Source organism: Micromonospora sp. CA-248089, assembly GCF_050948515.1.
GTDB lineage: Bacteria > Actinomycetota > Actinomycetes > Mycobacteriales > Micromonosporaceae > Micromonospora.
The window spans coordinates 6,231,649-6,256,725 of the sequence record NZ_CP192016.1; the positions used below are offsets into that span (position 1 = coordinate 6,231,649).

General features: G+C 67.5%; 22 protein-coding genes, 1 tRNA gene and 1 other RNA gene. 12 read left to right on the forward strand and 12 right to left on the reverse strand.

Going from position 1 to position 25,077, the window contains the following annotated elements:
- Positions 1-42: 42 nt before the first annotated feature.
- From ACQP26_RS29220 to ffs, 5 genes are all read right to left on the reverse strand, one after another.
- On the reverse strand, positions 43-1,704 hold the full coding sequence (locus tag ACQP26_RS29220; protein ID WP_269703572.1) for an ABC transporter substrate-binding protein: 1,662 nt from the start codon (positions 1,702-1,704) through the stop codon (positions 43-45).
- A 323-nt stretch (positions 1,705-2,027) separates the two neighbouring features.
- Positions 2,028-2,621 (reverse strand): recombination mediator RecR, encoded by a 594-nt coding sequence (gene recR / locus ACQP26_RS29225; RefSeq protein WP_269703570.1) that lies wholly within the window; start codon positions 2,619-2,621, stop codon positions 2,028-2,030.
- Positions 2,622-2,629: 8 nt separating this feature from the next.
- Complete coding sequence (locus ACQP26_RS29230) at positions 2,630-2,938, reverse strand: YbaB/EbfC family nucleoid-associated protein (protein ID WP_064446817.1); 309 nt, start codon at positions 2,936-2,938, stop codon at positions 2,630-2,632.
- Positions 2,939-3,147: 209 nt separating this feature from the next.
- Positions 3,148-6,084, reverse strand: a complete 2,937-nt coding sequence (locus ACQP26_RS29235; protein WP_433494511.1) for a DNA polymerase III subunit gamma and tau — start codon at positions 6,082-6,084, stop codon at positions 3,148-3,150.
- 107 nt (positions 6,085-6,191) lie between these two features.
- Positions 6,192-6,281, reverse strand: an RNA gene (gene ffs, locus ACQP26_RS29240) — signal recognition particle sRNA small type.
- 81 nt (positions 6,282-6,362) lie between these two features.
- Between ffs and ACQP26_RS29245 the strand changes: the two genes are divergently transcribed.
- Together ACQP26_RS29245 and ACQP26_RS29250 are read left to right on the forward strand one after the other, a co-directional pair.
- A tRNA-Ser gene (locus tag ACQP26_RS29245) sits at positions 6,363-6,447 on the forward strand.
- A 125-nt stretch (positions 6,448-6,572) separates the two neighbouring features.
- Entirely contained in the window at positions 6,573-7,142 is a 570-nt protein-coding gene (locus ACQP26_RS29250; RefSeq protein ID WP_269703566.1) for a hypothetical protein, read from the forward strand.
- 85 nt (positions 7,143-7,227) lie between these two features.
- Here ACQP26_RS29250 and ACQP26_RS29255 read toward each other — a convergent pair whose 3' ends face one another.
- Both ACQP26_RS29255 and ACQP26_RS29260 read right to left on the reverse strand, forming a co-directional pair.
- Positions 7,228-8,448: an RNA polymerase sigma factor gene (locus ACQP26_RS29255; protein ID WP_433494512.1), complete on the reverse strand. Its 1,221-nt coding sequence runs from the start codon at positions 8,446-8,448 to the stop codon at positions 7,228-7,230.
- Positions 8,445-8,777: a YciI family protein gene (locus tag ACQP26_RS29260; RefSeq protein ID WP_433494513.1), complete on the reverse strand. Its 333-nt coding sequence runs from the start codon at positions 8,775-8,777 to the stop codon at positions 8,445-8,447. The genes ACQP26_RS29255 and ACQP26_RS29260 overlap by 4 nt, the downstream gene beginning before the upstream one ends.
- Positions 8,778-9,010: 233 nt before the next feature.
- Here ACQP26_RS29260 and ACQP26_RS29265 point away from each other — a divergent pair, with 233 nt between their 5' ends.
- Together ACQP26_RS29265 and ACQP26_RS29270 are read left to right on the forward strand one after the other, a co-directional pair.
- Positions 9,011-9,625: a hypothetical protein gene (locus tag ACQP26_RS29265; protein ID WP_433494514.1), complete on the forward strand. Its 615-nt coding sequence runs from the start codon at positions 9,011-9,013 to the stop codon at positions 9,623-9,625.
- Positions 9,622-10,143: a hypothetical protein gene (locus ACQP26_RS29270; protein WP_433494515.1), complete on the forward strand. Its 522-nt coding sequence runs from the start codon at positions 9,622-9,624 to the stop codon at positions 10,141-10,143. Before ACQP26_RS29265 ends, ACQP26_RS29270 begins: the two co-directional genes overlap by 4 nt.
- A 39-nt stretch (positions 10,144-10,182) precedes the next feature.
- Here ACQP26_RS29270 and ACQP26_RS29275 read toward each other — a convergent pair whose 3' ends face one another.
- Positions 10,183-11,262, reverse strand: a complete 1,080-nt coding sequence (locus tag ACQP26_RS29275; protein ID WP_269703559.1) for a hypothetical protein — start codon at positions 11,260-11,262, stop codon at positions 10,183-10,185.
- Positions 11,263-11,579: 317 nt separating this feature from the next.
- Here ACQP26_RS29275 and ACQP26_RS29280 point away from each other — a divergent pair, with 317 nt between their 5' ends.
- A complete protein-coding gene (locus ACQP26_RS29280) occupies positions 11,580-13,145 on the forward strand; it encodes a hypothetical protein (protein WP_433494516.1) in 1,566 nt (521 codons plus the stop codon).
- Positions 13,146-13,897: 752 nt separating this feature from the next.
- Here the strand turns inward: ACQP26_RS29280 and ACQP26_RS29285 are convergent.
- Positions 13,898-16,981 (reverse strand): N-6 DNA methylase, encoded by a 3,084-nt coding sequence (locus tag ACQP26_RS29285; RefSeq protein WP_433494517.1) that lies wholly within the window; start codon positions 16,979-16,981, stop codon positions 13,898-13,900.
- Positions 16,982-19,080: 2,099 nt separating this feature from the next.
- On the opposite strand from ACQP26_RS29285, the gene ACQP26_RS29290 reads away from it, so the two are divergent.
- Entirely contained in the window at positions 19,081-19,296 is a 216-nt protein-coding gene (locus ACQP26_RS29290) for a hypothetical protein (protein ID WP_433315888.1), read from the forward strand.
- 285 nt (positions 19,297-19,581) lie between these two features.
- Positions 19,582-19,764 (forward strand): hypothetical protein, encoded by a 183-nt coding sequence (locus ACQP26_RS29295; protein ID WP_433494518.1) that lies wholly within the window; start codon positions 19,582-19,584, stop codon positions 19,762-19,764.
- A gap of 30 nt (positions 19,765-19,794) precedes the next feature.
- Here the strand turns inward: ACQP26_RS29295 and ACQP26_RS29300 are convergent, their stop codons facing one another.
- The 3 genes from ACQP26_RS29300 to ACQP26_RS29310 form a co-directional block, all read right to left on the reverse strand.
- On the reverse strand, positions 19,795-20,232 hold the full coding sequence (locus ACQP26_RS29300) for a hypothetical protein (protein WP_433494519.1): 438 nt from the start codon (positions 20,230-20,232) through the stop codon (positions 19,795-19,797).
- 166 nt (positions 20,233-20,398) lie between these two features.
- Positions 20,399-20,887: an NUDIX domain-containing protein gene (locus tag ACQP26_RS29305; protein ID WP_433494520.1), complete on the reverse strand. Its 489-nt coding sequence runs from the start codon at positions 20,885-20,887 to the stop codon at positions 20,399-20,401.
- A gap of 18 nt (positions 20,888-20,905) precedes the next feature.
- Entirely contained in the window at positions 20,906-22,132 is a 1,227-nt protein-coding gene (locus ACQP26_RS29310) for a helix-turn-helix domain-containing protein (RefSeq protein WP_433494521.1), read from the reverse strand.
- 133 nt (positions 22,133-22,265) lie between these two features.
- On the opposite strand from ACQP26_RS29310, the gene ACQP26_RS29315 reads away from it, so the two are divergent.
- The 5 genes from ACQP26_RS29315 to ACQP26_RS29335 all read left to right on the forward strand — a co-directional run bounded on the left by ACQP26_RS29315 (position 22,266) and on the right by ACQP26_RS29335 (position 25,058).
- Entirely contained in the window at positions 22,266-22,583 is a 318-nt protein-coding gene (locus ACQP26_RS29315; protein ID WP_124811937.1) for a hypothetical protein, read from the forward strand.
- Positions 22,584-22,868: 285 nt separating this feature from the next.
- Positions 22,869-23,744, forward strand: a complete 876-nt coding sequence (locus ACQP26_RS29320) for a hypothetical protein (protein WP_433494522.1) — start codon at positions 22,869-22,871, stop codon at positions 23,742-23,744.
- A 2-nt stretch (positions 23,745-23,746) separates the two neighbouring features.
- Entirely contained in the window at positions 23,747-23,896 is a 150-nt protein-coding gene (locus tag ACQP26_RS29325) for a hypothetical protein (RefSeq protein ID WP_433494523.1), read from the forward strand.
- A gap of 83 nt (positions 23,897-23,979) precedes the next feature.
- Positions 23,980-24,852 (forward strand): FtsK/SpoIIIE domain-containing protein, encoded by an 873-nt coding sequence (locus ACQP26_RS29330; RefSeq protein WP_433494524.1) that lies wholly within the window; start codon positions 23,980-23,982, stop codon positions 24,850-24,852.
- Complete coding sequence (locus ACQP26_RS29335; protein WP_433494525.1) at positions 24,849-25,058, forward strand: hypothetical protein; 210 nt, start codon at positions 24,849-24,851, stop codon at positions 25,056-25,058. Before ACQP26_RS29330 ends, ACQP26_RS29335 begins: the two co-directional genes overlap by 4 nt.
- The last annotated feature ends 19 nt before the right edge of the window (positions 25,059-25,077 follow it).

The window sequence follows — 25,077 nt, forward strand, 5'->3', positions numbered from 1 at the left end:
GCGCTGTGGTCACAGCGCCCGCCCGCGTACGGTGCCTTCAGATCACTTGAACTCTGCGGTCGCGTACCGCTCGTCGGTGAGCGGGCTCGCCTTGACCCCGGTCACGTCCTTGCCGAACACGATCGCCGGCGGGGAGTGCGAGATCGGCACACCCGGCAGGAAGTCCATGATCGTCTTGTTCAGCGCCTTGTACTTCTCCGTCCGGGCCGCCGCGTCGGCGGTGGTGTCGGCGTCCTTGAACTGCGCGAAGAGCGCGGGGTTGTTGAAGCCCCACTCGTCCTTCTGGCGGTCGAAGAAGGTCCCGATGAAGTTGTACGCGTCGCCGTAGTCACCGGTCCAGCCGAGGAAGTGCAGGTCGTGCTTGCTGCCGGAGGTGGTGGCGTTGAGGTAGTCCGGGCTCCACTTCAGCGGAATGGCCTGGACGTTGATGCCGACCGCCTTGAGGTCCGCCGAGAGCAGCTCGAAGATGTCCTTCGGGTTCGGCATGTACGGCCGGGTGACCTCGGTCGGGTAGTGGAACTTCAGCGTCAGGTTCGACGCGCCGGCCTCGGCCAGCAGGGCCTTGGCCTTGGCGGGGTCGTAGTCGTACTTGGTGACGTCGCCGTTCCAGCCCTCGACGGTGTCCGGGAAGAAGTTCATCGCGACCTTGGCGCCCGGGGGCAGCTTCGAGTCGACCAGGGCCTGCCGGTTCAGCGCGTGCGCGATGGCCTGCCGGACCTTCAGGTCGGCAAGCTTCGGGTTCCCCTTCTGGTTGATCGCCAGGTAGAGGATGTTGAAGGCGGGCCGGGTGAGGACGTTGAAGCCCTCCTTCTTCAGCGGCTCCACGTCCGCCGGGCCGACCAGGTCGTAGCCCTGGATGTCACCCGAGCGGAGCGCCTGCTTGCGGGCGTTCTCGTCCGAGATCGTCTTGAAGATGATGGTCTTCAGCTTGGCCTTGTCGCCGTGGTAGTCGTCGTTGCGCTCGATGGTGAGCGTCTTGTTCGCGATGTCCCACGACTTGAACTTGAACGGACCGGTGCCGGTCGGGTGCTCCATCGCGTACGCCGGGTACTTGATGTCCTCGGCGGTGCCGGTCACGTTGCTCGCGTCGTACTGCTCCATCGCCTTGGGGCTCTGGATCGAGAACGACGGCAGCATCAGCGCGGCCGGGATCTTGCTGGAGACCCGGGTGAACGCGAGGTCCACAGTGGTGGCGTCCTTGGCGGTGCAGGACTTGAAGAGGCTCGGCCCCAGCTCCGGGTCCTCGTTCTTGGCGAACCCGCCCATGACGTCCTGCCAGTAGGCGGTCACGTCCGGGCTCTGCATGAGGCCCTTGGCGTTGTACCAGCGGTCGAAGTTGGCGCAGACGGCTTCGGCGTTGAAGTCGGTGCCGTCGTGGAACTTGACTCCCGAGCGGAGCTTGAACGTCCAGGTGGTGCCCGCCGCGTCCGGCGTCCAGGACTCGGCGAGGCCCGGCGTCACCTTGGTGCCGCCCTCCTCCGGACGGACCAGGGTCTCGAAGACCTGGCGCGCCACGCGCAGCGACTCACCGTCGCTGGCGAAGCTGGGGTCGAGCACCTTCGGGTCTCCGGCGACGCCGAAGACGAGGGTGTCCTTCTTGCTATCTCCGGAGCCACTCTCACGGTCGCTCTCGGCGCAGCCTGCAACCGCGAGGGCCGCGACCGCGACGGCCGCGATTGCGACCTTCGGCCTCGATGCACGCATGGTGCTTTCACCTCGTCCTTGGGGGTACGGACAACGTGGTGACAGGGTCACCGATGTGCGCAGACCTTAGCCCTCGCGCGGACGGCCCGGAAACCGGCGGGGGGTGGGTTGGTATCGAATCGTGTCTGTTCCGCAACGAGGCATGCGAATCGAAGGAGAATCCCTTGGGCTGCCGACGTTTCGTCGGTTTGAAGGGCGAATTTATTACGTCGATCCGGTCCCGGACGCACGCTCCTGTCAGATCGACGGGTGTCCCGGCCCGGCCCGGAGACACGTCCGGCGGGCACCCCGAGGGGCACCCGCCGGAGGCGGTACGACAGAACTCAGACGGCCCGGCGGCCCTCGAAGGCCCGGCCCAGCGTGATCTCGTCGGCGTACTCGAGGTCGCCGCCGACCGGCAGTCCACTCGCGAGCCGGGTCACGGCGATCCCCATCGGCTTGACCATCAGAGCCAGATAGGTGGCCGTCGCCTCGCCCTCGGTGTTGGGGTCGGTGGCGAGGATCAGCTCGCGGACCTCGCCGCTGCCCAGGCGGGTCATCAGCTCACGGATCCGCAGGTTGTCCGGGCCGATGCCCTCCAGCGGATTGATCGCGCCGCCGAGCACGTGGTAGCGCCCGCGGAACTCACCGGTCCGCTCGATCGCCACCACGTCCTTCGGCTCCTCGACCACGCAGAGCACCTCGTCGGTACGCCGTGGGTCGCGGCAGATCCGGCACTGCTCCGACTCGGCCACGTTGTAGCAGGTCGTGCAGAACCGGACCAGGTCCTTCACCTTGCGCAGCGCGCCGGCCAGCCGGTTGACGTCGGCCGGATCCGCCGACAGCACGTGGAACGCGATCCGCTGGGCACTCTTCGGGCCCACGCCCGGCAACCGGCCCAGCTCGTCGATCAGATCCTGGATGGCACCCTCGTACATCTGCCGGCTCAGAACCCGGGCAGGCCGAGGCCGCCCATGCCGCCCGCGAGCGGGCCCATCTTCTTCTCGGTCAGCTCGCGGGCCGCCTCGGCGGCGTTGTGCACGGCCGCGACGACCAGGTCCTCGAGCGTCTCGACGTCCTCCGGGTCGACCGCCTTCGGGTCGATCTTGATCGCCTTCAGCTCACCGGTACCGGCGACGGTCGCGGTGACCAGGCCCCCGCCGGCGGTGCCGGTCAGCTCCGCCTCGGCCAGCTCGGCCTGGGCCTTGGCGATCTGCTGCTGCATCTTCTGCGCCTGCTTCAGCATCTGCTGCATGTTCGGCTGTCCACCTGGGCGCACGGACCGCTCCTTCTTCCACTCGTCTGGTCGGCCGCGCCCAGCCTAGTCGGGCCACGGCACCGCTGAATCGCGGTCGACGCGCGCTCAGCGCGCGTCCACCTCGTCGATCTTCTCCGCCCCGAACGTCTCGCGCAGCAGCTGCACCGCCTGCTCCTCGCTCGACTGCCGGGCGGTCCGCTCGTCGATCACCTCGTCGAGCGGCTCGTCGCCCGGATCGAACCCCTCGTAGGCGGGCGCCGCCGCGGGCGCGCCCCCGCCCCGCACCGGGCCGTCGAAGTCCGGGTCGTAGGGCGGCTCGCCCGCCCACTCGGCATCGGCCGTCTTTCGCGCCGGCTGCGCCGCGCGCGGCCCTTGCCGGCCCCACCGCCCGCGGCGGCAGCCGCCGCGGCCGCACGCGCCGCCGCGATCGCGCTGTTCTTCGGCCCCGCCGGCCTCGCCCCACCGGCAGGCGCCGTCGCAGGTCCAGCCGGCTTGGGTACGACGACAGGCGCGGTAGCGGTCGCCGTGCCCCCGCCCGGACGGGCCGCCGCCGGCCAGTCCTCCGCACCCCCGGTGCTCGCCGCCGAGGCGGTGCCGGTCGTCGAGGCGGTACCGGTGGCCGAGGCGGTGGCCGCGCCACCGGGTCGGGCCGGCTCCGGCCAGTCCTCCTCGCCGGCCTGGTCACCGGCAGCGGTCGCCGCCGTCCGGTGCGAGGCGTCGGCCGAACCCGCGCCGGGTCGGCCCGCCGGTCCTCCGGCCTGGCTTGCCGCGCCTTGGCTGCCGGCGGCCGGGTTGCCAGTGGGTCGGCTGCCCGTGGTGCCGCCCGAGCCGGACACCGGCTGTGCCGGGGCGCCACCGGACGCCGGGTGCCCGACGGCAGCGGAATCCGGACGGCCCGGACCGGAGTGGGCTGAACCCGGGCGGCCCGATCCCGCCTCGGAGCCGGGACGGCTCGGACCGGCGTCGGAGCCGGGACGGCTCGCTCCCGCGTCGGCTACGTCGCGGTACCCGGCGTCAGCCGCGTCAGCGTCCGGACGGCCGTGAGCAGCACCTGCCGCCCCGGAATCCGGCCCACCGGACCCGGCGTCGGACGCCGGGCGGCCCGGAGCGCTGTCGGACGGGGTGCGGCCCCGCGCGGCGCCGGCCTGGGCACGGCTCGCCCCGGACGGGCGGGACGGGCCACCGAGCGAGGCCGCACCGCGCTCGCCGGCCACCTCGCAGCGGATCTGCCAACGGCCGCCCAGCTCCTCGTAGAGCGCGTCGGTCAGCACGGCGGCGTGGTCGGCCATCATCTTGGCCAGCACCGTCGACTTCACGGTCAGCACGAGCGTGTCGCCGTCCAGGTCGCGTACCACCGCGTCCCGCATCAGCGCGGCGATCCGCTTGTTGCTCCGGTTGACCTTGCCGACCACCTCGGGCCAGACGCGGCGCACCGCTACCGCGTCGAGCGCGCCGGGATTCGCCGCGCCGGGGCGGGGCGGCTCGGGCGTGGCCGGGTCGGGCATCACCGCGGACGGCGGTACCGGGCGTCGGGCGGCCGCCTGACCGGGCGTCGTCGAGCCGGCGGCGGCCGGCGCAGCGAACCCGGCGTCCGTGGCCGGGTGGGCCCCGGCAGCCGCTGTCACCTCGGTCGCCACCGGGGTGGGACGCGGGCCGGACTCGGCAGATGCCGGACCGGACTCGGGAACGGCACCGGCCGCGGGACGGGAATCGATGCCCGCACCGTTCGGGGCCGGACGGGTGCCGGTGGCGGGGCCGACCGGACGGGAGCCGGGTGTGGCGCTCCGGGCACCTGCCGCAGCGGCGGCAGCGGCACGTGCGGCGGCGGCCCCGGTCGGGGCACCGGCAGCCGCCGGCCTGCCGGCGGAATCCGGGTGGACCGCGGCGGCAGCCGCGCCCGGGGCGGGAGCCGCCGGGCGTACCCCAGGGGTGTGGTCGGGGTGCGCGGAGTCGGCGGCGGCCGACGGCAGCTCGGCGCCGCCCAGCGTCAGCCGGCGCTCCATCCGCTCCAGGCGCTGGAGCAGGCCGGCCGAGGAGTCGTCCGCGCCGGGCAGGAGCATGCGCGCGCAGATCAGCTCCAGCAGCAGCCGGGGCGCTGTGGTGCCGCGCATCTCGACCAGGCCGTTGTGCACGATGTCGGCGCAGCGCGACAGCGTGGCCGGGCCGAGGCGCTGGGCCTGGGCGGCCATCCGCTCGATCTGGTCGGCCGGCCCGTCGATGAGGCCCCGGGCGGCAGCGTCCGGCACCTGCTGCAGGACGATCAGGTCGCGGAGGCGTTCCAGCAGGTCGGAGGCGAACCGGCGCGAGTCGTGCCCGGCCTCGGCGACCCGGTCGACGGTGGCGTACGCGGCGGCGCCGTCACCGGCGGCGAGCGCGTCGCACATCTCGTCGATCAGCGCGGCGTCGGTGACGCCGAGCAGCGCGGCGGCCCGGCCGTAGTCGACGCCTTCCGGGCCGGCGCCCGCGATGAGCTGGTCGAGTACGGAGAGGCTGTCGCGCATGCTGCCCCCGCCGGCGCGAACCACCAGCGGGAAGACCGCCGGCTCGACCTTGACGCCTTCCGCCTCGCAGAGCTGCTCGAGGTAGGGGCGGACCACCTTCGGCGGGAACAGCCGGAACGGGTAGTGGTGGGTCCGCGACTTGATAGTGCCGAGGACCTTCTCCGGTTCGGTGGTGGCGAAGATGAACTTGACGTACTCCGGGGGCTCCTCGACCAGCTTGAGCAGGGCGTTGAAGCCGGCCGACGAGACCATGTGCGCCTCGTCGATGATGTAGATCTTGAAGCGGCTGCGGGCCGGGGCGAAGAACGCCTTCTCGCGCAGCTCACGGGCGTCGTCGACACCACCGTGGCTGGCCGCGTCGATCTCGATGACGTCGATCGAGCCGCCGCCGTCGGGAGCCAGGCCGCGGCACGAGTCGCACTGCCCACACGGCTCGGGGGTGGGGCCCTGCTCACAGTTGAGGGAGCGGGCCAGGATCCGGGCGCTGGAGGTCTTGCCGCAGCCCCGCGGACCGGAGAAGAGGTAGGCGTGGTTGAGCCGCCCGCTGCGCAGCGCCTGCGACAGCGGCTCGGTGACCTGCTCCTGGCCGATCATCTCGGCGAACGTCCGCGGCCGGTACTTGCGGTAAAGGGCCAGTGCCACCCGTCCCGCCTCCTCTCGACCGAGCCATTCTGCGCCGGTCGGCCCCGGGTGACCACCCACCACCCCGTGACCCGACCCGCAGCGACGTTACCCGGCCCGGGAGACAGAAAGGCCTCCCGTGCACCCGGCAGAGCTCGCTTATCCTTGCTGCCTTCCGGCCCTGGGGAGGTTCACGAGGTACCGCCGCACGGGAGGTGACGCCAAGCCTACCCGAAGGGTTGTGGATCTTCCGGGAGGGTGGGGTGGCCCGCCGTCGGGAGACCTGTATCCTGGCTCGCGGAGGATTCGCCTAGAGGCCTAGGGCGCACGCTTGGAAAGCGTGTTGGGTTTACACCCTCACGAGTTCGAATCTCGTATCCTCCGCTCTCTTGAGCAGCACGAACGCGAGGGCCGGCCCCATCGGGGACCGGCCCTTCGTCGTCTCCGCGGCCACCGGCTCGCCGTTCTGTCCTCAACGTTTCCAGCCGCCGGGCTGATACGTTCCGTCGATGGGGCAGAGCCTGGATGCGGTTGTCCGATCAACCTTCCTCCGCACCATCGAGTTCATGCCCGGTGAGCTCCGACGAGCGCCGCTGGCCAGCTGGAACGAGTCGGTCTTTCGCCACTTCTTCTGCCGGCAGCTGCATGACGTCGACGAAGGCGTGCAGCAGTTCGTGGAGTGCGAACGGATCGACCTCGTCCTGCATCGCGGCGAGGAGAAGGCGTTCGTCGAGTTCAAGTTCTACGTGCACCCGCAACGGTTTGATCCCTACACAGGCGGTTCGTCCGGCTTCAAGGGCGGCCCCAGCCCTCAGAACCTGCGCGAGTTCCAGAGGTGCGTCCATCAACTCCACGATCGGAAGTCGGTCCCGGGGCTGTCCAAGTACATCGTCCTCGCCTACGCCGACCCTCTCGGCGAGAGCACGCCGGGGAAGCAATACTCGTATTACTACGACGACTATCGGCACTCGGACGACAAAGTCGTGCTCGACCTCCAGCAGTCCGCCGGGCCCTTCGAGACTCGCAAGGAGCGAATTCAAGCCAAGCTCTTCACCCTCCGGGCACCAGGCGAAGGTTGAGAGTTCAGCCGGTAGCAGCGCTGGCTGCGCCGCGTCATGCGTGCCTCGGTTTCATCCGCACCGGTTGACCGGTTCACGCGGGCGTTCATCGGCCGCCCAGCTGGTCGCGCCGCCGCTTCAGATACGCCGTCTCCGCGCTGTTCCCGGCCAGCTCGATCGCCCGCTCGTACGCCGCCCGCGCCTCCCCGCCCCGCCCCATCCGCCGCAACAACTCGGCGCGCGTCGCGTGGTACGCGTGGTAACTCTCCAGCGGCAGCACGTCCACCTCGGCGAGCGCGACCTGCGGCCCGTCCAGCTCGGCGATCGCCACCGCCCGGTTGAGCCGCACGATCGGCGACGGGTCGACGCGTACCAGATGGTCGTAGAGCGCGGCGATCTGCGCCCAGTCGGTGTCCCGCGCGTCGCGGGCGTCGGTGTGGACGGCGTTTATCGCGGCGAGGATCTGGTAGCGGCCCGGCGGCCGTCCGGCGGCGATGCACGCGCGGACCAGGGCGTGTCCCTCGGCGATCAGCTCCCGGTCCCAGGCGCTGCGGTCCTGTTCGGCGAGGACGACGAGTTCGCCTGTCGCGGAGACCCGGGCGGGGCGGCGGGCCTCGGTGAGCAGCATCAGCGCCAGCAGCCCGGCGGCCTCGTGGTCGTCGGGCAGCAGCGTACGGACCAGCCGGGTGAGCCGGATCGCCTCGGCGGTCAGGTCGGCGCGGACCGCCTCCTTGCCCGGGTCGGAGGCGAGGTAGCCCTCGTTGAAGATCAGGTAGAGGACGGCGAGCACGCCGGCGACCCGGGCCGGCAGGTCCTCGCGGGACGGCACCCGGTACGGGATCCCAGCTGCCTTGATCTTCGTCTTGGCGCGGGTGATCCGCCTGCCCATGGCGGGCTCCTGGACCAGGTACGCGCGGGCGATCTCCGGCACGGTGAGCCCGCCGACCAGGCGCAGCGTCAGCGCCACCCGCGCCTCCATGGCCAGCGCCGGGTGACAGCAGGTGAAGATCAGGCGGAGCCGGTCGTCGTCGATGACACCGAGCGGTTCCGGCACGTCGGCCAGCATCAGCGCCTCCCGGTGCTTGTCGTCCCGCCGGCTCTCGCGCCGGATCCGGTCGACGGCCCGCCGGTACGCGGTGGTGGTGAGCCACGCGCCGGGGTTCGGCGGTACGCCGTCGGCCGACCACCGCTCGACGGCGGCGGCGAACGCCTCGGCGGTCATCTCCTCCGCGACGTCGAGGTCGCCTATGCGCCGGGCGATGGTGGCCACCACCCGGGCCCATTCCTCGCGGTGGACCCGGGTGAGCGCCTCGCCGACGTCTGTCACGCGACCAGGAACGGCCGCAGCTCGACCCGCCTGTTGCACCGCTGGGATGCCAGCGCGGCGAGCGGCAGCGCCACGTCGAAATCCGGCGCCTCGATGATCCAGAACCCGCCGACGTACTCCTTCGTCTCCACGTAGGGTCCGTCGGTGAGCAGCGGACTTCCACCCCGCGCATCCACGACGGTGGCCGTCTCCGGTGCGGCGAGCCCACCGGCGAAGACCCAGTGACCGTCGGCTCGCAACCGTTCGTTGAACTCACCGATCGCGGCCATCTCCGCCTCGGTGGCCGAGCCGGTCGTGTCGTCGAGTACGGAGATCAGGTACTGCGCCATCGGTTCCTCTTTCGCCGTCGTCGGCCGCCGGCCGGGCTGCCGTCACCCCGGCTACGAACGCCGCCGCCCCGATCCGACAACCGTGCGGAGCAAGTATCGGGCGCGATGATGCGGCAGCGCTGCCGCGCCCGTACGTTGGGCATCGGCCGCGTCACGCGCCGGGCGCGCCGAGGCACCCGACGATCCGTCGTACACATGTTCCATCCACAGCCTGTGGACGCCGAGAGGACCGGATGAGTTACCAGCTCAGCGCCGTGGTCGCCGACGTCGAGTTGCTTCGCGAGCAGACCGCCGACCTCGACCACGCGGTGCTCGCCGCGCTCCGCCAGGACTTCGCGCTGCTGCCTATGACCCCGCAGCTGGTGCAGGAACTGACCGGCGGCCTGCCGGACTACGCCACCGACGAGCCGCACGCCGAGCGCCCGTTCCGGCTGGTGCTCTCGCCGCCCCTGGCCGACGTGCTGGCCCGCTGGTCGACCAGCGGCCCGGTGGCGTACCTGGAAGCGGAGTTCGCGGGTGGCCTGGGCCACCAGTCGGCGGTGGTCTGGCTGGGCGGCGAGGTGAGCTGGGGCCCGCGGTACGACGCCGCGCTGGACCGGCCGCGGACCGAGTGGCCGATCAACACCGCGCTGGCCCGGCTGGGCGCGGAGCCGGGCGCGTGGATCGACCCGTTCGCCGAGCTGGGCCTGCACCTGGAACGCGACACGGACGGCTGGCTGGCGCACGGCCGACGCGGACTGTCCGCCGACTACTGGGACGAGCTGGCCGAAGAGTGGGAACTACGCCAATCCGACCCGCAGCAGCAACCTCATCGCCCCGGTCCCGTTGGTGACTGGGGGATTGCATGAAACTACGACAATTCGGCTTTATTGCCGCACTGCTTGCTGCCGCGTCCGCAGCCGGCAGCGGCGTTCATCCACAGTGGCCGGTCGAACCGGTCGGCGTCACGCAGGTGGTCAGCCTGGACGGCCTGCGCGACGCGGAGTTCGGTGACACCGAGGCGGACCTGACCCGGCGCGGCGTGCTGCGCGCCGACGAGGAGGCGTGCGGGCCCGCGCTGGTCGGCCACGGTGCGGTCAGCCCGATCTTCGTCGACGACCGGCTCGTCCTGCTCTGGCTCGACGACCCGATGAGCACGCCCGAGGGCATCAGCGCCGGCACGCCGGTGGGCGAGGTCCGCGCCGCGTACCCGGGCGCCGTCGACCTGCCGGCACCGCCCGGCAGTCACCGCTTCGCCGGGCTGCTCGCCCGCGACGGCGACCGCGCGTACCTGTTCCTGCACGACGGGTTCACCGTCCGCGAGATCATCGCCGGGTACGCGGACTGGGCCCGCCGCCTCTTCGACGAGGGCTACGGCCCCTGCTGACCATAGGGCAGGAGTCGGCAGGGGCCGAACAGCGCTCCGCTACCGCTGAGCCGCCACTACGGTGACAGCCTTCGTCCGACCCGAACTGCCGGCCACGAACCGGTCCGACGGTGAGTAGCCGATGATGAAGTATCCGCTGTGAAGAGGGACCACGTCTGCTGCGAACTGGCCCTTGCCGTCGGTGTCGAGCGGACCGTAGGTGGCGTAACAGCGGTTGTCGTCGCACAGGTCCAGGTAGATGTCGTGGACCTGGTTGGCATGCGGGGCCCACCCGGAGGCGGTGAGCCACGACAGCTGTCCGGTGAGCCGGACGCTCTGGCCCGCTGCCACCCGGGTGCGATTCACCTTTGCCGTGATCCGGGTCTCCCGCGGATCGATCGTGATCGGGAAAATCTGCTGGGGAATGTACTCGAAGTACGGCCGGCCCAGGGAGTAGGAGTAGGAGATGTCGACTTCCGGGCTGATGGCGTAGATGGTGACCGTCTTGCCGAATGAGCCGTCGGACGCAGTGATGGCCGGAGTCGGGTCGAAGCTGCTGTTGACCTGGACCGGGAAGTCGGCGAGCGGCCGAACCTCGCCGGTGCCCGGCCAGCGGCCCTTGAGCACCCCCCGGACAGCCACCTGGCGGTTGTCGTAGTCGACGGTGGTGGGGTTGATCGTCACATCCTCCAGGAAGGTGACGACCCGGTAGAGGATCCACCCGGCACGCTCCTGCCGTACGTGGTTGCCCGCAACGTCGGTCACCTCGACGTGCACGAGGTAGTCGCCGAGCGCGTCGAGAATCAGGGGCGCCGAAGTGCGGAAGACGGTCTTCTCCGGAGCCTCCGAGTGGAGCACGAAGTCCGTGGCGCGCGCGACCAGCGCCCCGGTCTCCTCGTCGACGAGTTCCGCGCGGATCTCGGCAACCGGCTGGGACGAGGTGACGGAGACGTACAGTCTTCCGAGGTCGTCCGACGAGTCGTTGTAGGCAGAGTTGACCTGCAGGACGTCGGCGGCCTGGGCCGGGGCCGGCGAGCCGAAGGCCAACAGGACAGCGGCGAGAACGCCGGCAGCAAGGACCGATCTGATCTTCATTTGTCCCCCGTGCAGAGCCCGCCGACTGCCGGCGGGAGCCGACAACAGTTATAGGCGCATCGACCCTCGTCACACAACCGGCTTGCCGAGGGGCACAAGCGGAACGCCCGGTGCGATCCTCGCGGATCGACCGGGCGTTCTCGCTGTTCACGAGCGGTGGCGGCGGGATTTGAACCCGCGGAGGGCGTAAACCCTCACACGCTTTCGAGGTCTGCGACCGACCGTTCAGCCGCCCTCGTAGGCGTTCAGGATCAGGGATAACACGCCGGGCGACCTTCACGCGAACGTCCTCGCACCTAACCGGATGAGACCGCAACTGAGACCAGCGATGGTCTGTCGCACCTATGTGGAAGCCTGAGGCGGTGCACCTGACGGATAGTGAGGGACGAATCCTCAACGCCAACTACACGGTGGAGGCCGACTCCCACGGCCTATCAGTGATCTTGGAAAGCGCCGGCGGACGAACTGCCGACGGGGGTAGCCGCAACCCCGACTACCGCAAGGCACTCCGTCTGCTGCTCGAACGCCTCAGGGACCGAAAGGCGGTCCTGGTAAGGGCGGTTGTCGACTCCAGGAAGCTGACAAGCTTGCCCGAGACTGACCGGACAGTGCTTGAGGGCCCCGTAGTCCTTGTGGAGCAGCCGGACCTTGACCGCGTCCGTCTACGGCTCACCGCCAGCCAGGGCACGATTGGCCAAAGCGCCGAGGCGACAAAGGCCGGCAACAACAGCAAACGGCTGCGACTTCGCGTGGCGGTACCAGGTCATGAGGCGGCGAATGCTGCGGCGCTGGAGCGAGAGTTGGCAAACCCTTCAGGAGCAGTGCCCGTCCCGTCGCCTCGCATGCCTGACCCGATCACGTCGGACAACCATGGCGCCTTCACCACGGCCGCCAGGCAAACGCTGGTACTGATTGCCCCTTGTTACGGCAACTCGGCATCCCGGGCGCGCTTTCAGGACACGCTCGAGCAGGAAGTTTCCTTTACCGAGCAGCCGGTAGTCGGGGCTTTGAATAGGGACGAGACCCAGCGGCTACTCGCGGCCCACCCTGCCGGACGGGCTCGGTTCTGGGGCGCACTGTCACGCCACGACAGCAAGATGGACCGCCTCGCGCCCGGTGATCCGGTCCTGTTCACCGGACAAAACCGCGTCCAGGCCATCGCCTACCTTGGTTGCAAGCTGCGCAACGCAGCGCTCGCCGATGCACTCTGGCAACCGGAGCCAGACACCGGAAGCTGGAGCAACGTCTACACGCTGGTCGACTTCCGCCGCGTCCACGACCTGCGCTACAGCGACCTCCAAGTCCTAGCGGGGTACAGCCCTCGCGACGTCTTCCAGGAGACCCGAGTACCCCGCCCAGAACAGGCCGCCGCACTCATCGCTGGCCTCGGTCTGACTGCCACCGAGGCCATTGAAGAAAACCACGAGCACGCGGGCGACCGCCTCATCAAGGCCCTCGGCAGCGACCAGGAGCTGTTCAGCGCGGAGGAGAGTCACACCGACACCACGACGTACGAGCGCAGCGCTGCCACCGTGACCGTCCGACGGGCCGAAGCCCGCCTGGTCGCTAAGTACCGTGCGACACTGCCGGAGCTGATGCGCCTGCGCCTCGCGGTCGGATGGACCGACCTGTACTGCATCGAGGACGGCGACCTCATCGAGGCGAAGCGTTCTGCCAGTCACTCTTACGTCCGAGACGCGCTCGGGCAGCTACTGGACTACGCCGCGCACACCACCCAACCGATTAACCGCCTGACCGCTCTCTTCCCCGCCGCACCGGCCCCCGCGGACATCCGACTCCTCCACACCTACGGCATTGACTGCCTGTACTGGGGAGGCGGCGAGATCTTCATCCGGTCGCAGGCACCAGCTTCCGCACGCGCACGAATCCGCTCGTTCTGGTCTGGAGGGCCCATTAGTTCCCGCTGATAGCAAACCCAGGTCCTCGTCGCCGACTTAGCGCCTGTGGGCTTCGCCAAGGCCCCCACTCTCCCCAAGTCTTGTCGTCCCGCGTTCGTCGAGATCTATAGCCGTACCAAGCGGCGGCGCCAGGGCAACTTGGGCAACTTCATCGTCCCCGGCGGATCATCTGCAGAATCTTCCCTGTCTCGGTGACCACCCAAAACGACCAGCCGTTACGGTTGGGGCGGATACTTGGGTTCGCCGCCTGCACCACGGCCGCAGCCGCCCCACTAGGCGACTTGAAATGGTCTCCAGCACGCGGGCCGCTCGTGATTTCTAGAGCTTCAGACCCCGGATCGAAGAGCCCATCGGTCCGCGAGCCCTCGTATATGGCATGAACGCGAATCCTCTTGTCCGCCCTCGAATCATGGTGTCGCTTTCCCGTGTGACGAAAGCCATCAAGTAGGCGTTCCACCACCTCCCCTTCGGAGGTCGCCCATGCATTGGCGAGTAGCGCAATGCTCTCGTAGGTAGATCGGGACACCACAATCTCAGCCACAGCACTCCTTCTCAGGCCGAGCACTAGCATGAGCATGCTGAGCAACGAAGTGGGCCGTTGTCAAGCCTAGGGCTTGTAGCGCAATGCGTGCGGCGGCATCAGTGCAGGCCATGCAGCAAGCCGCCGCCCTTGCTCCGGTCCGTCCCGTGGGCGGGCAGCCGTCAGTGCGATCCCGACGGCTCCCTCAACCGATACGCGGCTAGAGGCACCGACAACCGATCTATGCCCGGTGCTCTGGAATCACCCGCGCAACGGTCTCATCTATTTCGCGAGCGAGGCCTAAGCCAGCGAGGGAGTCACGAATGCACCGACGAGCAACCTTGAAGTCCCGAACATTTTCGATGTCCAGCTCTTGGGCGATCCCTTCGGCTTCAGCAGCGAGGGCCACCAGCCGATCATGGTCGGGATTACTCGAGTCATACGTTGGGATGGGAACGGAAAAGACAGCCTTGTCGAAGTGTCGTGCACCGAAAAGCCCGAGCGCCTGCAGGGGCTTGACTCGTTCGAGTACGGTCGTCGAGTTCAGGATCGCAGTCAGGTAACGAGCTTCTTCAAGGCTGCTTGCTGCCGCCCAGTAGAGCATGTGGTCGATGACGAACTCTGGATTCGTAATCCGCGCCGCCGCCAAGGTGTTGCCTGCCTTGCTGTAAAGAACGCGGTGGCCGGCCGCGGGTAACTGGGCAGCGAGTTGTCCGTGGTAGTCGAGGCGCTGCAGTAATGCGGATGCATCCGCCTCTGACTTATGCGCATCCCACATCTTCTCGACATCCGCCCACCACGCTCCGAGTCCTGGGTACTCGTCGATCGCCTCGCGCGACAATATGCCAGCCGTGGTGATGGGCAGCACCGCGCGCAGGGGTTCAAGCATGCGGTACGGCAGCAGCGTCTCCCCCAGGTGGACCTTCCGCACGAACGCCCTTTCTACCGCGCCGGCAAGGGACGGAAGGTGCTTCCACGGCGGCTTTTCATTACTCGTGCGGCGGGACTGTAGGCGTACACGGCCAGCTCCTGCCCCGAGGGGGCCGGCGGGCGCCTCAGTGACAAACAGCAGGGCCCGCGGAACAAAAATCGCCCCCTGCCTAAACCGCCTCTTGTAGGGAGACACAGATAGTTCGGTCCCGTCGAGCGCCGAGAGAACCTTGCTGCTAATCGTGAACTTCGTTCGTGCGGCTTCCCAAGTAACATTCGGGTTCGAAAGCCGTGCGGCCCATGCCTGCGCGCGCGCTGGCATTCGCCTTGCCTGGCGGGAGCTCATATTCCCGTGAATGACACAGGAGACCATGGGAAACCCCGTAGGCGATTCTGACAGATCCCACGGCTCATCAAACTTGACGGTCAAATCGCCGATTGTCTGCGAGCTCCATGCACCGGATCTGAACCCGTCGTGAGGCTTCCGGGTGAGGGTTCCGTGGGGCATGACAAATGCGAACCTGCCAGATGCCTTTAGGTAAAGCTCAACACTACGCGCCACGAAAAGTGTTGAGAGGTCACGACCAGACGCCCCCAAGCCACCCGACAGTAGACCTCGCTCGCCCGCAAGCCCCTTATAACGGTCCTGCATTGGCTTAGTCATCTTCGAGTACCGCAACCAAGGCGGATTGCCTATTAGAACGTCCGCTTTGTTGGGCGGCTCAGACAACCAGAGGGGTCGGATTAGGTTGCGGACATAGTAACCCCAGATGTGATCACGGCCTTCATTATGCAGCCGCCGCATTGTATCGAATGTGGCTGTCAGCTGAACGATGTCATCGGCATGGACCCCAAACTGCCGTAGCACCGGAGCAATGATATCCCTGCTGGACTTGTTGGACTTACTGACACCATCAGTCGCTTTGTTGGCCATCGCTGTGACGAGTCGGTCGAAGGTGGCGGCATCGCGAAGAACTCTGCGAGGGAAAGCGAGGTCGTCCCCGAACAACATACCCGCTCCACCATCAACCAAGTCGTCACCGGCGGTTGATATAGTAACCGTGTCAAGACCGCCGAAGAGGTCTCGGCGCTGCTCCCACTGAATCGAGTCACCCAAATACACCGGTATCGCAATGGGTCCCCGATCCTCGGCAGCCAGCCTCTCCTTGCCGATTGCCAGGAGATACGTGACCCGAGCGAGCGTTACTGCTACAGGATGGATATCCATTCCATAGACGCGCTCGGTAAGGCCAACTACGGCGTTGCCGTTAGGTATACCGCCCTCTTCAGCTGCTCGTAGGTAGGCCCGCACCGCATGAAAGAGGAAGGTACCGGACCCGCAAGCAGGGTCGAGGACACGCTGCTTGAGTGGCTCCGTAATGGCAGAATTGACCATTCGGTCGGCCAACCAGTCCGGCGTATAGTATTCACCCAGGCTGGCTCGAGATTCAGCACCGATCACTGACTCGTATATCGTTTTGAGTACGTCGTGCTCCACCTGCCCCCAGTCAAACCGAGCTAGGCGGCGAGCAAGTTCATTGACGAACTGGGACCCCCCGCGAGCGTGGAGAACCCAATCGAAAAAGTCGGCCTCGACGACACCGTGAATCTCTGCGCTCGTAAAGGCAGTGCCTTGAACGAGAGTCGCAGCAGGCATTTCCGCTGGATTGGATACATCGAATCCAACGACGGCGTGAGCGATAATCTCTGCTGTCAGGACTAGCAGTGTGTGGTTGATGAACAGGCGCTCGTCATCGTTGAAGGCCTTACCAAAGGCCGTCCGTAGAAGTTTTGCCCACAGTTCCCGCTTTAGCCGCACTTCCGGAATCGCTGCTGCTTGATCGTACATGGCCTTTAGAGTCGCCTGATCGAGCAGATGGGCCGGAGAGTCCGCGCCGAGCCGCCGAGCTATTTCCAGTGGAGTGGGTCGAACGGACTCCTGCGTGGCGAGAATGGCCTCCAGCCAGACCAGCAATCGCTCAGCATCGGGAGCCGCAGGGTTCAGTGATAGTTGCGCCGTCTGCTGAAGAATCCCGCTATTCAAGTGGTACAGGTGCCAGTCTGTTCCGTCAGTGAGGATTCCCACGTACCTGACGTCGAGTCGGTCGGTTTGCGTGCGAACGTAGCCCGCAAGCTGGGCCTCGGCATCAGAACGTATGCCGGGAGTCCGCAGGTCCTTCTTGACCTCGATCACGCAGTGGCCGATCTCCACATCGAGACGTCGCCTGGTCCCGTCATTGGTAGGCACCTCAAGCCTCGCGACCTGCCACGGCTGAAGCGCCAGGCTCCCCGAGGTCAAGAGTAGGTAGACGTCGGCCTGGATGTCTGCTTCCGTCCGGGTGCCGTCGCGGGAGGCAAGGCGATTGATCGCGGCTAGAGCGGCAGCGTGGGGCATGGGTCATCCAGACGTCGCGGAGCAGTGCTGGCAGAGTACCTGCACCGAGGTGGGGCTGTGGCGTTCGTACCGACCGTGGCAGAGCTTCCATGTACGGTGGGGCGCTCCAGCTTGGTCGTGGTGTCAGGGCCCTTCAACCGGCAGCCTTCCCCTCTACGAACCATCCGGCGCGCCGAACAGCAAGCCGTACTTGCGCCCGCCGGCCATCCGAAGGGGGACAACTGCGGCGGCTGAGGTTCGGCGTCGCCGTAGGCCAGCCTCGTTGGTGACTTCCACGTCAAACAAGTCGTTGCCGTCGGCATCTCGTTCGCCGGTGCGCTCAAATATAAGGACTGTATTGTCATACGAATCGGGGCCGTCTCTACCCGGAATCGGCAAGTTGATTTTGTCCATCCCGTTAGAACCGACCCGAATCGTGCGAGAGACAGGGGAGAAGCCGGAGATGCGCATTGATATTGCACCGATAACGCCGGGTGCTCTGCGCGCGGACAACCCAAAAAAGGTGCTCGTACCCAGCGGTGTATCAATCTGACTTCCCGGCCTAGCCGGCCCTCGATTGCGAATCGCTCTGTCCACGTACACGTACAGGGCTTCGGCGCTTGCAAGTCTCGCTGTCAAGTCGGGCGGAACGGCGCCTCCCGCAGCTGCCGCCTCGTTATACGCATGCGCAGCAGGTGAGGAGTCTTCGGGCGGGCGTCCTTTCATTACCGACGTCGGCACGCGGCTTCTATAATGTGGAAGGATAAAGTCCACATCGTCGGCGGCGTTCCACACTTGGTCAAACCAACTCATTAACTGCTGGGCGCCGACCCGCCATGTATCCCCGGAGCCTGTAGTCCATATCTGCGTGGTAGCGACCTCACCGCCTGTCGCAAGGCCGCTCACTGTTAGGTTTCCCGAGCCAACAACTATCGATATCGGCGTCTGAGTTCTCGAGCGGTAAAAGATCCACGCCTTGCTATGAAAGGGCACCCTAGGCGCCAGCCCAGCACGCGCCAGAACCTCCCTGCCGTGGGGAACTCGCACCTCCGAATTTGGCAATCGGCGCAGCTGATCCAGCGCGGAGGGCTGAGTCGTACCGAAGTCGATGCTCACAAGGAATCGCTTTCGCCAGCCACGCCAACCGGCGACACTGCTCAATCTATTCCTCAAGACGTCTACGCCGGCTGCGCTCGCATAGGCTATCGCAACGTCCATGCGATCGACGCCTGCAGCTGATGCACCCGCTTCCACAGCCTCGATGACTCCGTTGATTCTGCCCACCGTCGCGTCCTGGACGAATATCGATGAGCTAACCACGGCCCGTCCTCCCAGGTCTAAGCCACAACCGACGTCCGGCTGGCGATGGCTGTCGTGTCGATGTAGTCGGCGGTTATCGGAAGCGAGCTACGTCCAAACCCAGCCGGTCCAGTGTGGTGACCTAAGAACCATGGAACCTCTGGCACCGGATTGAGCATCGAGACAGGCTAAGGCCTACGGCTCGACCCTGCCATCCCGTGTGCCGTCGACCCGCCCTCTTGGGGAGCGGGCCGCCGCCCGGCCCGCCACGTCAAGCGGACCTTGACATAGGTTCGGACGCTGGCGGGTCGGGCGGTGGTCTGCTCGGCTTGCCCGGGTCGATGGCAGGCGGGATGGCTACCGCAACCACCCACGGACCCGGCGGCTGCCGACGGAGCCCCGGCCATCCTGGCGCCGGAGCGCCCCCGCCGGAGGCGCACTAGCCGCAACCCCGCGACCGCCGGCAGTTCGCCGACGCGGCTGGCGTCCGCTCCCCTACGCCGCGCGGGCTCGTGGCCGCGCGGCCCGGCGGCTGCCGGCCCACCCCTCACTCGTCAACGGTCTGTCGTTCTGCGGCGGCCCCCGGGCTTCCCGCTCTCCGCGCCAGCCGCCGGGCGTGTTGCGTGGCCGGAGTCGGAGCGCCAGCGGAGCGACGGACGCGCGCCCAGGCGGCGGCGCGTGCGGCCCGTTGCGGGCCGCCTTGAAGACGTACAGAAACTTTGAACAACATCGCCCGGCAGCCGGCGGGTTCGTACGTACGTTCGACTAGGCTGCTGCGGGTGGAGGTACGCGGACGCTGGTGGAACGGAAGCTGGGGCCGCATGGCCAGGCGCGACATCTGGCTGGTCTCCGACGGCGAACTCTGGCGGGTTCGTGGCCGTCTCGGCGGTGACGGAGGGCAGGAGGTGTCGTACGACTTCACCGACGAGGCATCCGCCTGCGCGATGGTCGAACGGATGATGAAGACCTCGGCCGGCACCTGGCGGGATCTCACGGAGGCTATCCGGCAGGAGTCCAACCGCCGGCGGACTCACTAGCTGGATAGGTTGCCCCCGTTGCCCAAGACACCCAACCCTGAAGGTCAACTTATCCCGGAAACTCGGGCTAGGATCCGCCGCGTGGCATGCACAGTTTGTGGACTCGGCGGGCACAACAGCCGCACCTGTCCGGGCGAGCACCCTACTTGTCCCAACTGCGGCAGGCCCACAGCCAACATGAACGACTACTCCGAGCGCCACGACAGCGACTATTGCTCGCCGTTCACGTCCCCCGATTGTTGGAACTGGGACGCTGCGGAGCCGGTGTGAGGGGAGAGCGAGAACATGACAACGCTCACATGCGAGGGTTGCGGTGACCCGATCGAGGACGACGGCAGTCACCTCGACTCCAATGGGGAGGACTGGCACGAAGCCTGCTACGAGGTCAGCGGTGGGCCGTCGTACTGCTGCGGAATGATTTACGAGGACGGCGAGGACACCTGCCAGAGTTGCGGCGAGCCTCTCTAGCCATCTGCCACTGGACGCGCCCGGGAGCGCTCAGTGGCAGGCGTCTGCCCGGACGTGCACACCGCACCACGGCGGCAGGTCGGCTGACCAAACCCGCCAACCGCCGGCATATCGCCGAGTCTCGAACCGCCACGGGTGAGCTGTGCCGCTGAGGTTGATCTGTTCGTTCCACCAGACCGTATGCACCTGGGCGGTCACCGTTGCACGGTCCTCGGCCTGGTCCTCGACGTCGATCGGTCCGACCACTTCAAGCTTTGACGGAACATTGCCGCGCTCCATCTCGCCGCGGTACTCACGCCACTGCCGCAGCAGCTCGTCATGACGCCTGCCAGCCAGCACCCGCGACAGGCCGATCCGCTCTCCGCCGCTCATCTGGAGCACGTACACGTTCACCGCCGCCTCCGGCGTCGCCTCGCCCCGATCCGTCTCCGCCTGCTTGCGCACAGCCCACGACACCGGCACTGCCACGACCCCGGTACAGAGCACGGCTACGAGCGAGAGAACTACCCACGGCCAATGGCGGGGAGAGCTAACCGCTGCGGGCCTTTTGGCAGCTCGGCGACCTGGCAGAGGCGGCCCGCCCTGAGGGTACGGGGACGTCGAAGGCATACCAGGATTCAGAGCGAACCGTCCCTCACGACGCGGCATCTCCTGCCGGCGAGCTTCCCTCTTCCAGATAGACCGGCCGCTGGTGCGCGAGGGCCGCTACCGCCGCGTGCAGACGCCTCGCCAACCGAGGGATCGTCAGGCGTTCGATGTCGTCCGACGAGGCGAAGGTGAAATCGGTGATCTCTTTGTCCTGGAACTGAATGGCGGCGAGCTGCTCATCGGCAAGCGTCCCGCCATCGAAGATGAACAGCATCTTGTCACCCTCGGCGGGGTGCGGCGCCCAATCGACAGCCAACATGCCGCCGATGGGAACCCTGATCCCGAGCTCCTCAAGGACTTCGCGCCGGCACGCCGCCCTAGGGCTTTCGCCTGGCTCTACGTAGCCTCCCGGGATATCCCAGTAGGGCTTATAGCTGGGCTTGACGAGCATGACATGGTCGTGCTCGTCGACGAACAAGACGCCGGCGGCGACGCGGGGGGTTGCCACTGCTGGAAAGTCCGCCGCTCCGCTCACCGGACGGACTCTACGAGATCAGTCGGCAACATGCACTCGACGAGCAAGGCTGGCGAGGGTGGCGCTTGGCTTGCGGCGGCCTCTGCGCATCCACGCCTGTACCAGCTGCCGGCTGATCGCGTGGTGACGCACCTGCTCGGGCGCGATCTGCTCTGCGTCGAGCAGCGCCGTCATGGCCTCATCGGTGCGGTTCCACGCGCTCAGGGCTCGGGCCGTCTCAATCGCGTGTCGTACCCGGCGTTCTTTAGGCATCCCTGATGCGTCCACGCGGGCACCGAGGTCGATGGCGACTTGGACGTCTCCGAGGTCCAGGGCGGCCGTCGCTCGGTGGATCGCGACGTTGGTTGGACCGAACGCAGTCCAGAGGTGGTTCTCATCCCGGCCGAGTCGCTGCGCTGCCGTCTCGGCTTCCGCAAGGAACGCGTTTGCGGTTGCCCGGTCATCATCGCGCGCTGCCGCGATCGAACCGGCCAGAAACAGCGTCCCATATATGGACAGGTATGCAGGGCTCGCTTTGCCTAGGCCGGCCTGCAGAAATGCAGCCGCATCTTGCGTGAGCTGCTTTGCTTCCTTGTATCGCCCGGTGCACAAAAGCGTGTGCGTAAGCGACCGGAAAAGGGACCCGATGAGCACGGTGTCGCCGCTGCGCTGTGCCGCATTGAACCCGCGCTCGGCTGCAATCCAGGCTAGATCAGATTCCCCTAGCTTCGGCAAGAGCACCGCCGCGGCCTGGTAGCTCAGGGCAAGTAGGCGGAACGCGTCGACTTGCGCTGCACCATCGTGCAGTGCGGTGGCCGCTTGCGCGGACTTCACGAGCATCGGGAGCCGAGAAGCAACGAAGCCATAGCGGGACTCCTGGTAGGCGTCCCACACCTGCCCGACGTGCCCTCGGAGCTGGGCAAGGTCCGGCGCTTCTTCGTCTGCCTCCGTTGCAAGGAACGGGGACAACTGCCGGTAGTTCAGCAGAGTCTCTCGGAGTGCAGGCACGGTTCGGGTGCCGCCTTCTCGCGACCAATCGAGCACAGAGGGCTCTCCCAGCAGGTCGCCCAGAGTCACGTCCAACTGGTCCGCAACAGCGCGGATTACGGAAAGTCGGTCGAGGTCGATCCGCCCGTTCTCTACCTTGCTTAGCCAGTCGACGGTACGGCCGACTAGTCCCGCGAGCACTTCCTGGGACATTCCCCGCCGTCGCCTGTACCAGGCAATTCGTTCTCCGATGGTCAACGACTGGCCGATTCCGCGCATGCGTCTAGCTTGCCATGGACCGCCGACGATGACCCCGGAAAGTTATTCCGGGTTCGGCACCGGATGCCGTCGTAGCGTCGGTTGCAGAGCGGTCGTCCACAGGGGACGCGCTCAAGACCCTCGGAGGCATCTCGTGAAGCTGTACGTGGACACCAAGGCGAAGCAGGTGACGGTGTCGAAGGACCCGGAGCCGAAGAACGACCAGAACGGCAACCAGCGGTCGGAGAAGAACACCGGCCGGCCCATGTGGTCCACCCAGGTCTTCGTTCTCGACGAGACGGGCGGTGAGGTCATCACCATCACCACGGCGGGTGAGAAGCCGGGAGTGATGGTGGGGCAGCTCATCGAGGTCGAGCAGTTGGAGGCCATTCCGTGGGCGACCAACGGGCGCAACGGCGTCGCGTTCCGTGCGATCTCGCTGAAGCCGAAGGCTGGTTCGGCGGCCAAGTAGTCCTTCGCACAGCGTGCTGTGTGAAGCCTGCGGTGTCCTCCGCCAAAGCGGCCTGATGGTCCGCTGACCTGACAAGCAAACGGTCCGGGAGTGATTCCGACTCCTACGCTCCCGGCCCGGTCACCGCCTGCGGCGGTGGCATCCCCGCAAGAGCTGGCGCGGGGTCGGTCCGACTCCTACATCTGCCGACCCCGTGCCCTCCAACTCATCCACCCTCACAAGGGAGGACTTGTCGTGTCCAAGTCTAGCCCTCGCCGACCCTTCGGCGGGAAGTCCAGCGGAACGGTGACGGTCATCGAGGCCAAGGTTCACCGCTCCTCTGCGCGCAACGCCCGGTTGGCGTCCATCCTCACGGCGGTCATCGTCGGCCTCCTGTCGGCCGTGGTGGCCGCTTCCTACATCCACCCGATCCTTGCCCTGTTCCTGGGCGCTGCGATCGGCGTCCCGACCGGCGGCATCGTGTGGGTGCTGGTCCGCATCTGGCCCGTGCTGCGGCTGATCTGGTGGTGGGCCCCGGAAATCGGGATCACCACCGGCCTCGGCTACGGCTGGACCCAGCTGGCCAACCACACCATCACGCCGGTCACCGCCGGGGTCATCGCCCTGGTCGTGGGCGTGCCGGCTGCCGTGCCGGTCATCCGCCGAGCGGTGCTCGCCTGGGCCATGTGCCTGTTCGTGCGTCACCGGCTGCGCGTGTGCTTCGCGCAGTTCATCATCGCCAACCAGTCCGGAAGCCTGCCGCTGATCCTGTGGGCCCGCCCCACCCCCGTGGGTGAGCGGGTCTGGATCTACCTGCGCCCCGGCCTCGCCCTAGGCGACCTGGAAGGCCGCCTCGATCGCATCGCGGTCGCCTGTCACGCCTCCACCGCCCTGGTCGAGCGGGCCTCGGACGGCAACGCCGCGTATCTGCGGTTCGACATCAAACGCCGCGAGGTCCTGAACGCTCAGGTCGCCTCGCCGCTGATCGACGTCATCAACCCGGACACCCCGGCCAGCGACCGGCCCACCCCGACCGTCCCCACGGCGCTGGACCTGCCCGACGTCGATGTCCCCACCATCACCCTGCCGGCACAACCCAAGAAGCCGGCCACGAACGCCAACGGCAGCAAGCCCGCGGCTGCGTCCTCGGCTCCCGAGGACGACGTTTCGGACTGGATCTGACCATGACGCAGATCGAGTACGACGAGGCCACCGACGGCTTCTACTTCCACTGCTACGCCTGCGGCCGTGACGGCCGCAGCTGGGACCGCCGCCGTGACGCCGAGCTCGACGCCGACCGGCACGACGAGCAGCACGACGACGGCCTGATCTAACCGCCTACCCAACCCGGACGCGAGGAGCCCTGCGGCTCGTTCGTGTGGCTCCTCGCGCCCATCAACGCCCAAGGAGGGCAACCATGACCGCCGCTACCGCCCCGAGCGCCGGGATACCGGTGGGGCCTGGCCTGTCGATGTTCGACCCCATCTTCGTCGGCATCGACGAGTTCGGTCACCCCGTCTACATCACCCTCGCCTACCGCAACCTCCTCGCCGGCGGCGAACCCGGCGGAGGCAAGAGCGGCCTGCTCAACACCATCGCCGCCCACGCCGCCCTCTCCGTGGACTCCCGGCTCGTGCTACTCGACGGCAAGCTCGTCGAACTGGGCCAGTGGGAGGACTGCGCCGACGCGTTCATCGGCCCCGACATCACCGCCGCCCTCGACGTGCTCAAGCGGCTCCAGCTGGTGATGAACAACCGCTACGCCTGGCTGCGCGCCCACGGGCGCCGCAAAGTCACCGCCGCCGACGGCCTGTCCGTCATCACCGTCCTCATCGACGAGATCGCCTTCTACAGCGCGACCGTCGGCAGCAAGCAGGAACAGGAAGAGTTCGTCGCCCTCCTGCGGGACCTGGTCGCCCGGGGCCGGGCCGCCGGCATCCCGGTCGTCGCCGCCACCCAGCGGCCGTCCTTCGACATCATCCCCACCAGCCTGCGGGACCTGTTCGGCTACCGCGCCGCGTTCCGCTGCACCACACCCAACAGCTCGAACATCGTGCTGGGCCACGGCTGGGCCGAGCAGGGCTACACCGCCACCGACATCGCCCCCAGCAATCAGGGCGCGGCCTACCTCATCGCCGAAGGCGGCACCCCCCAGCGCATCAAGGTCGCTTACCTCTCCGACAGCCAGATCGCCGGTATCGCCGACTACGCCGCCTGGATCCGCCGACCCCGCCGGTTACCGGCCCTCGTTCCGGATCTCTCCCGCGTCGACCTGGGGATGGCGGCATGACCACCCGGGAGCGCACCTACGCCCGCGCCAACCAGCAGCGGGCCGCGCAGTACGCCGAATTCTGGGTGATCGCCCAGCCGGCGGAGATCGCCGCCATGGTCCAGGTCGCCTCCGCCAGCGGCCGACTCGTCTACGTCGGCCCGCCCCAACTCATGGGCGGAGACGACACCCGCCACCGCCGCTACCTGCGGCTGCGCACCACCTGAATCGGCCGACAGGACCGGA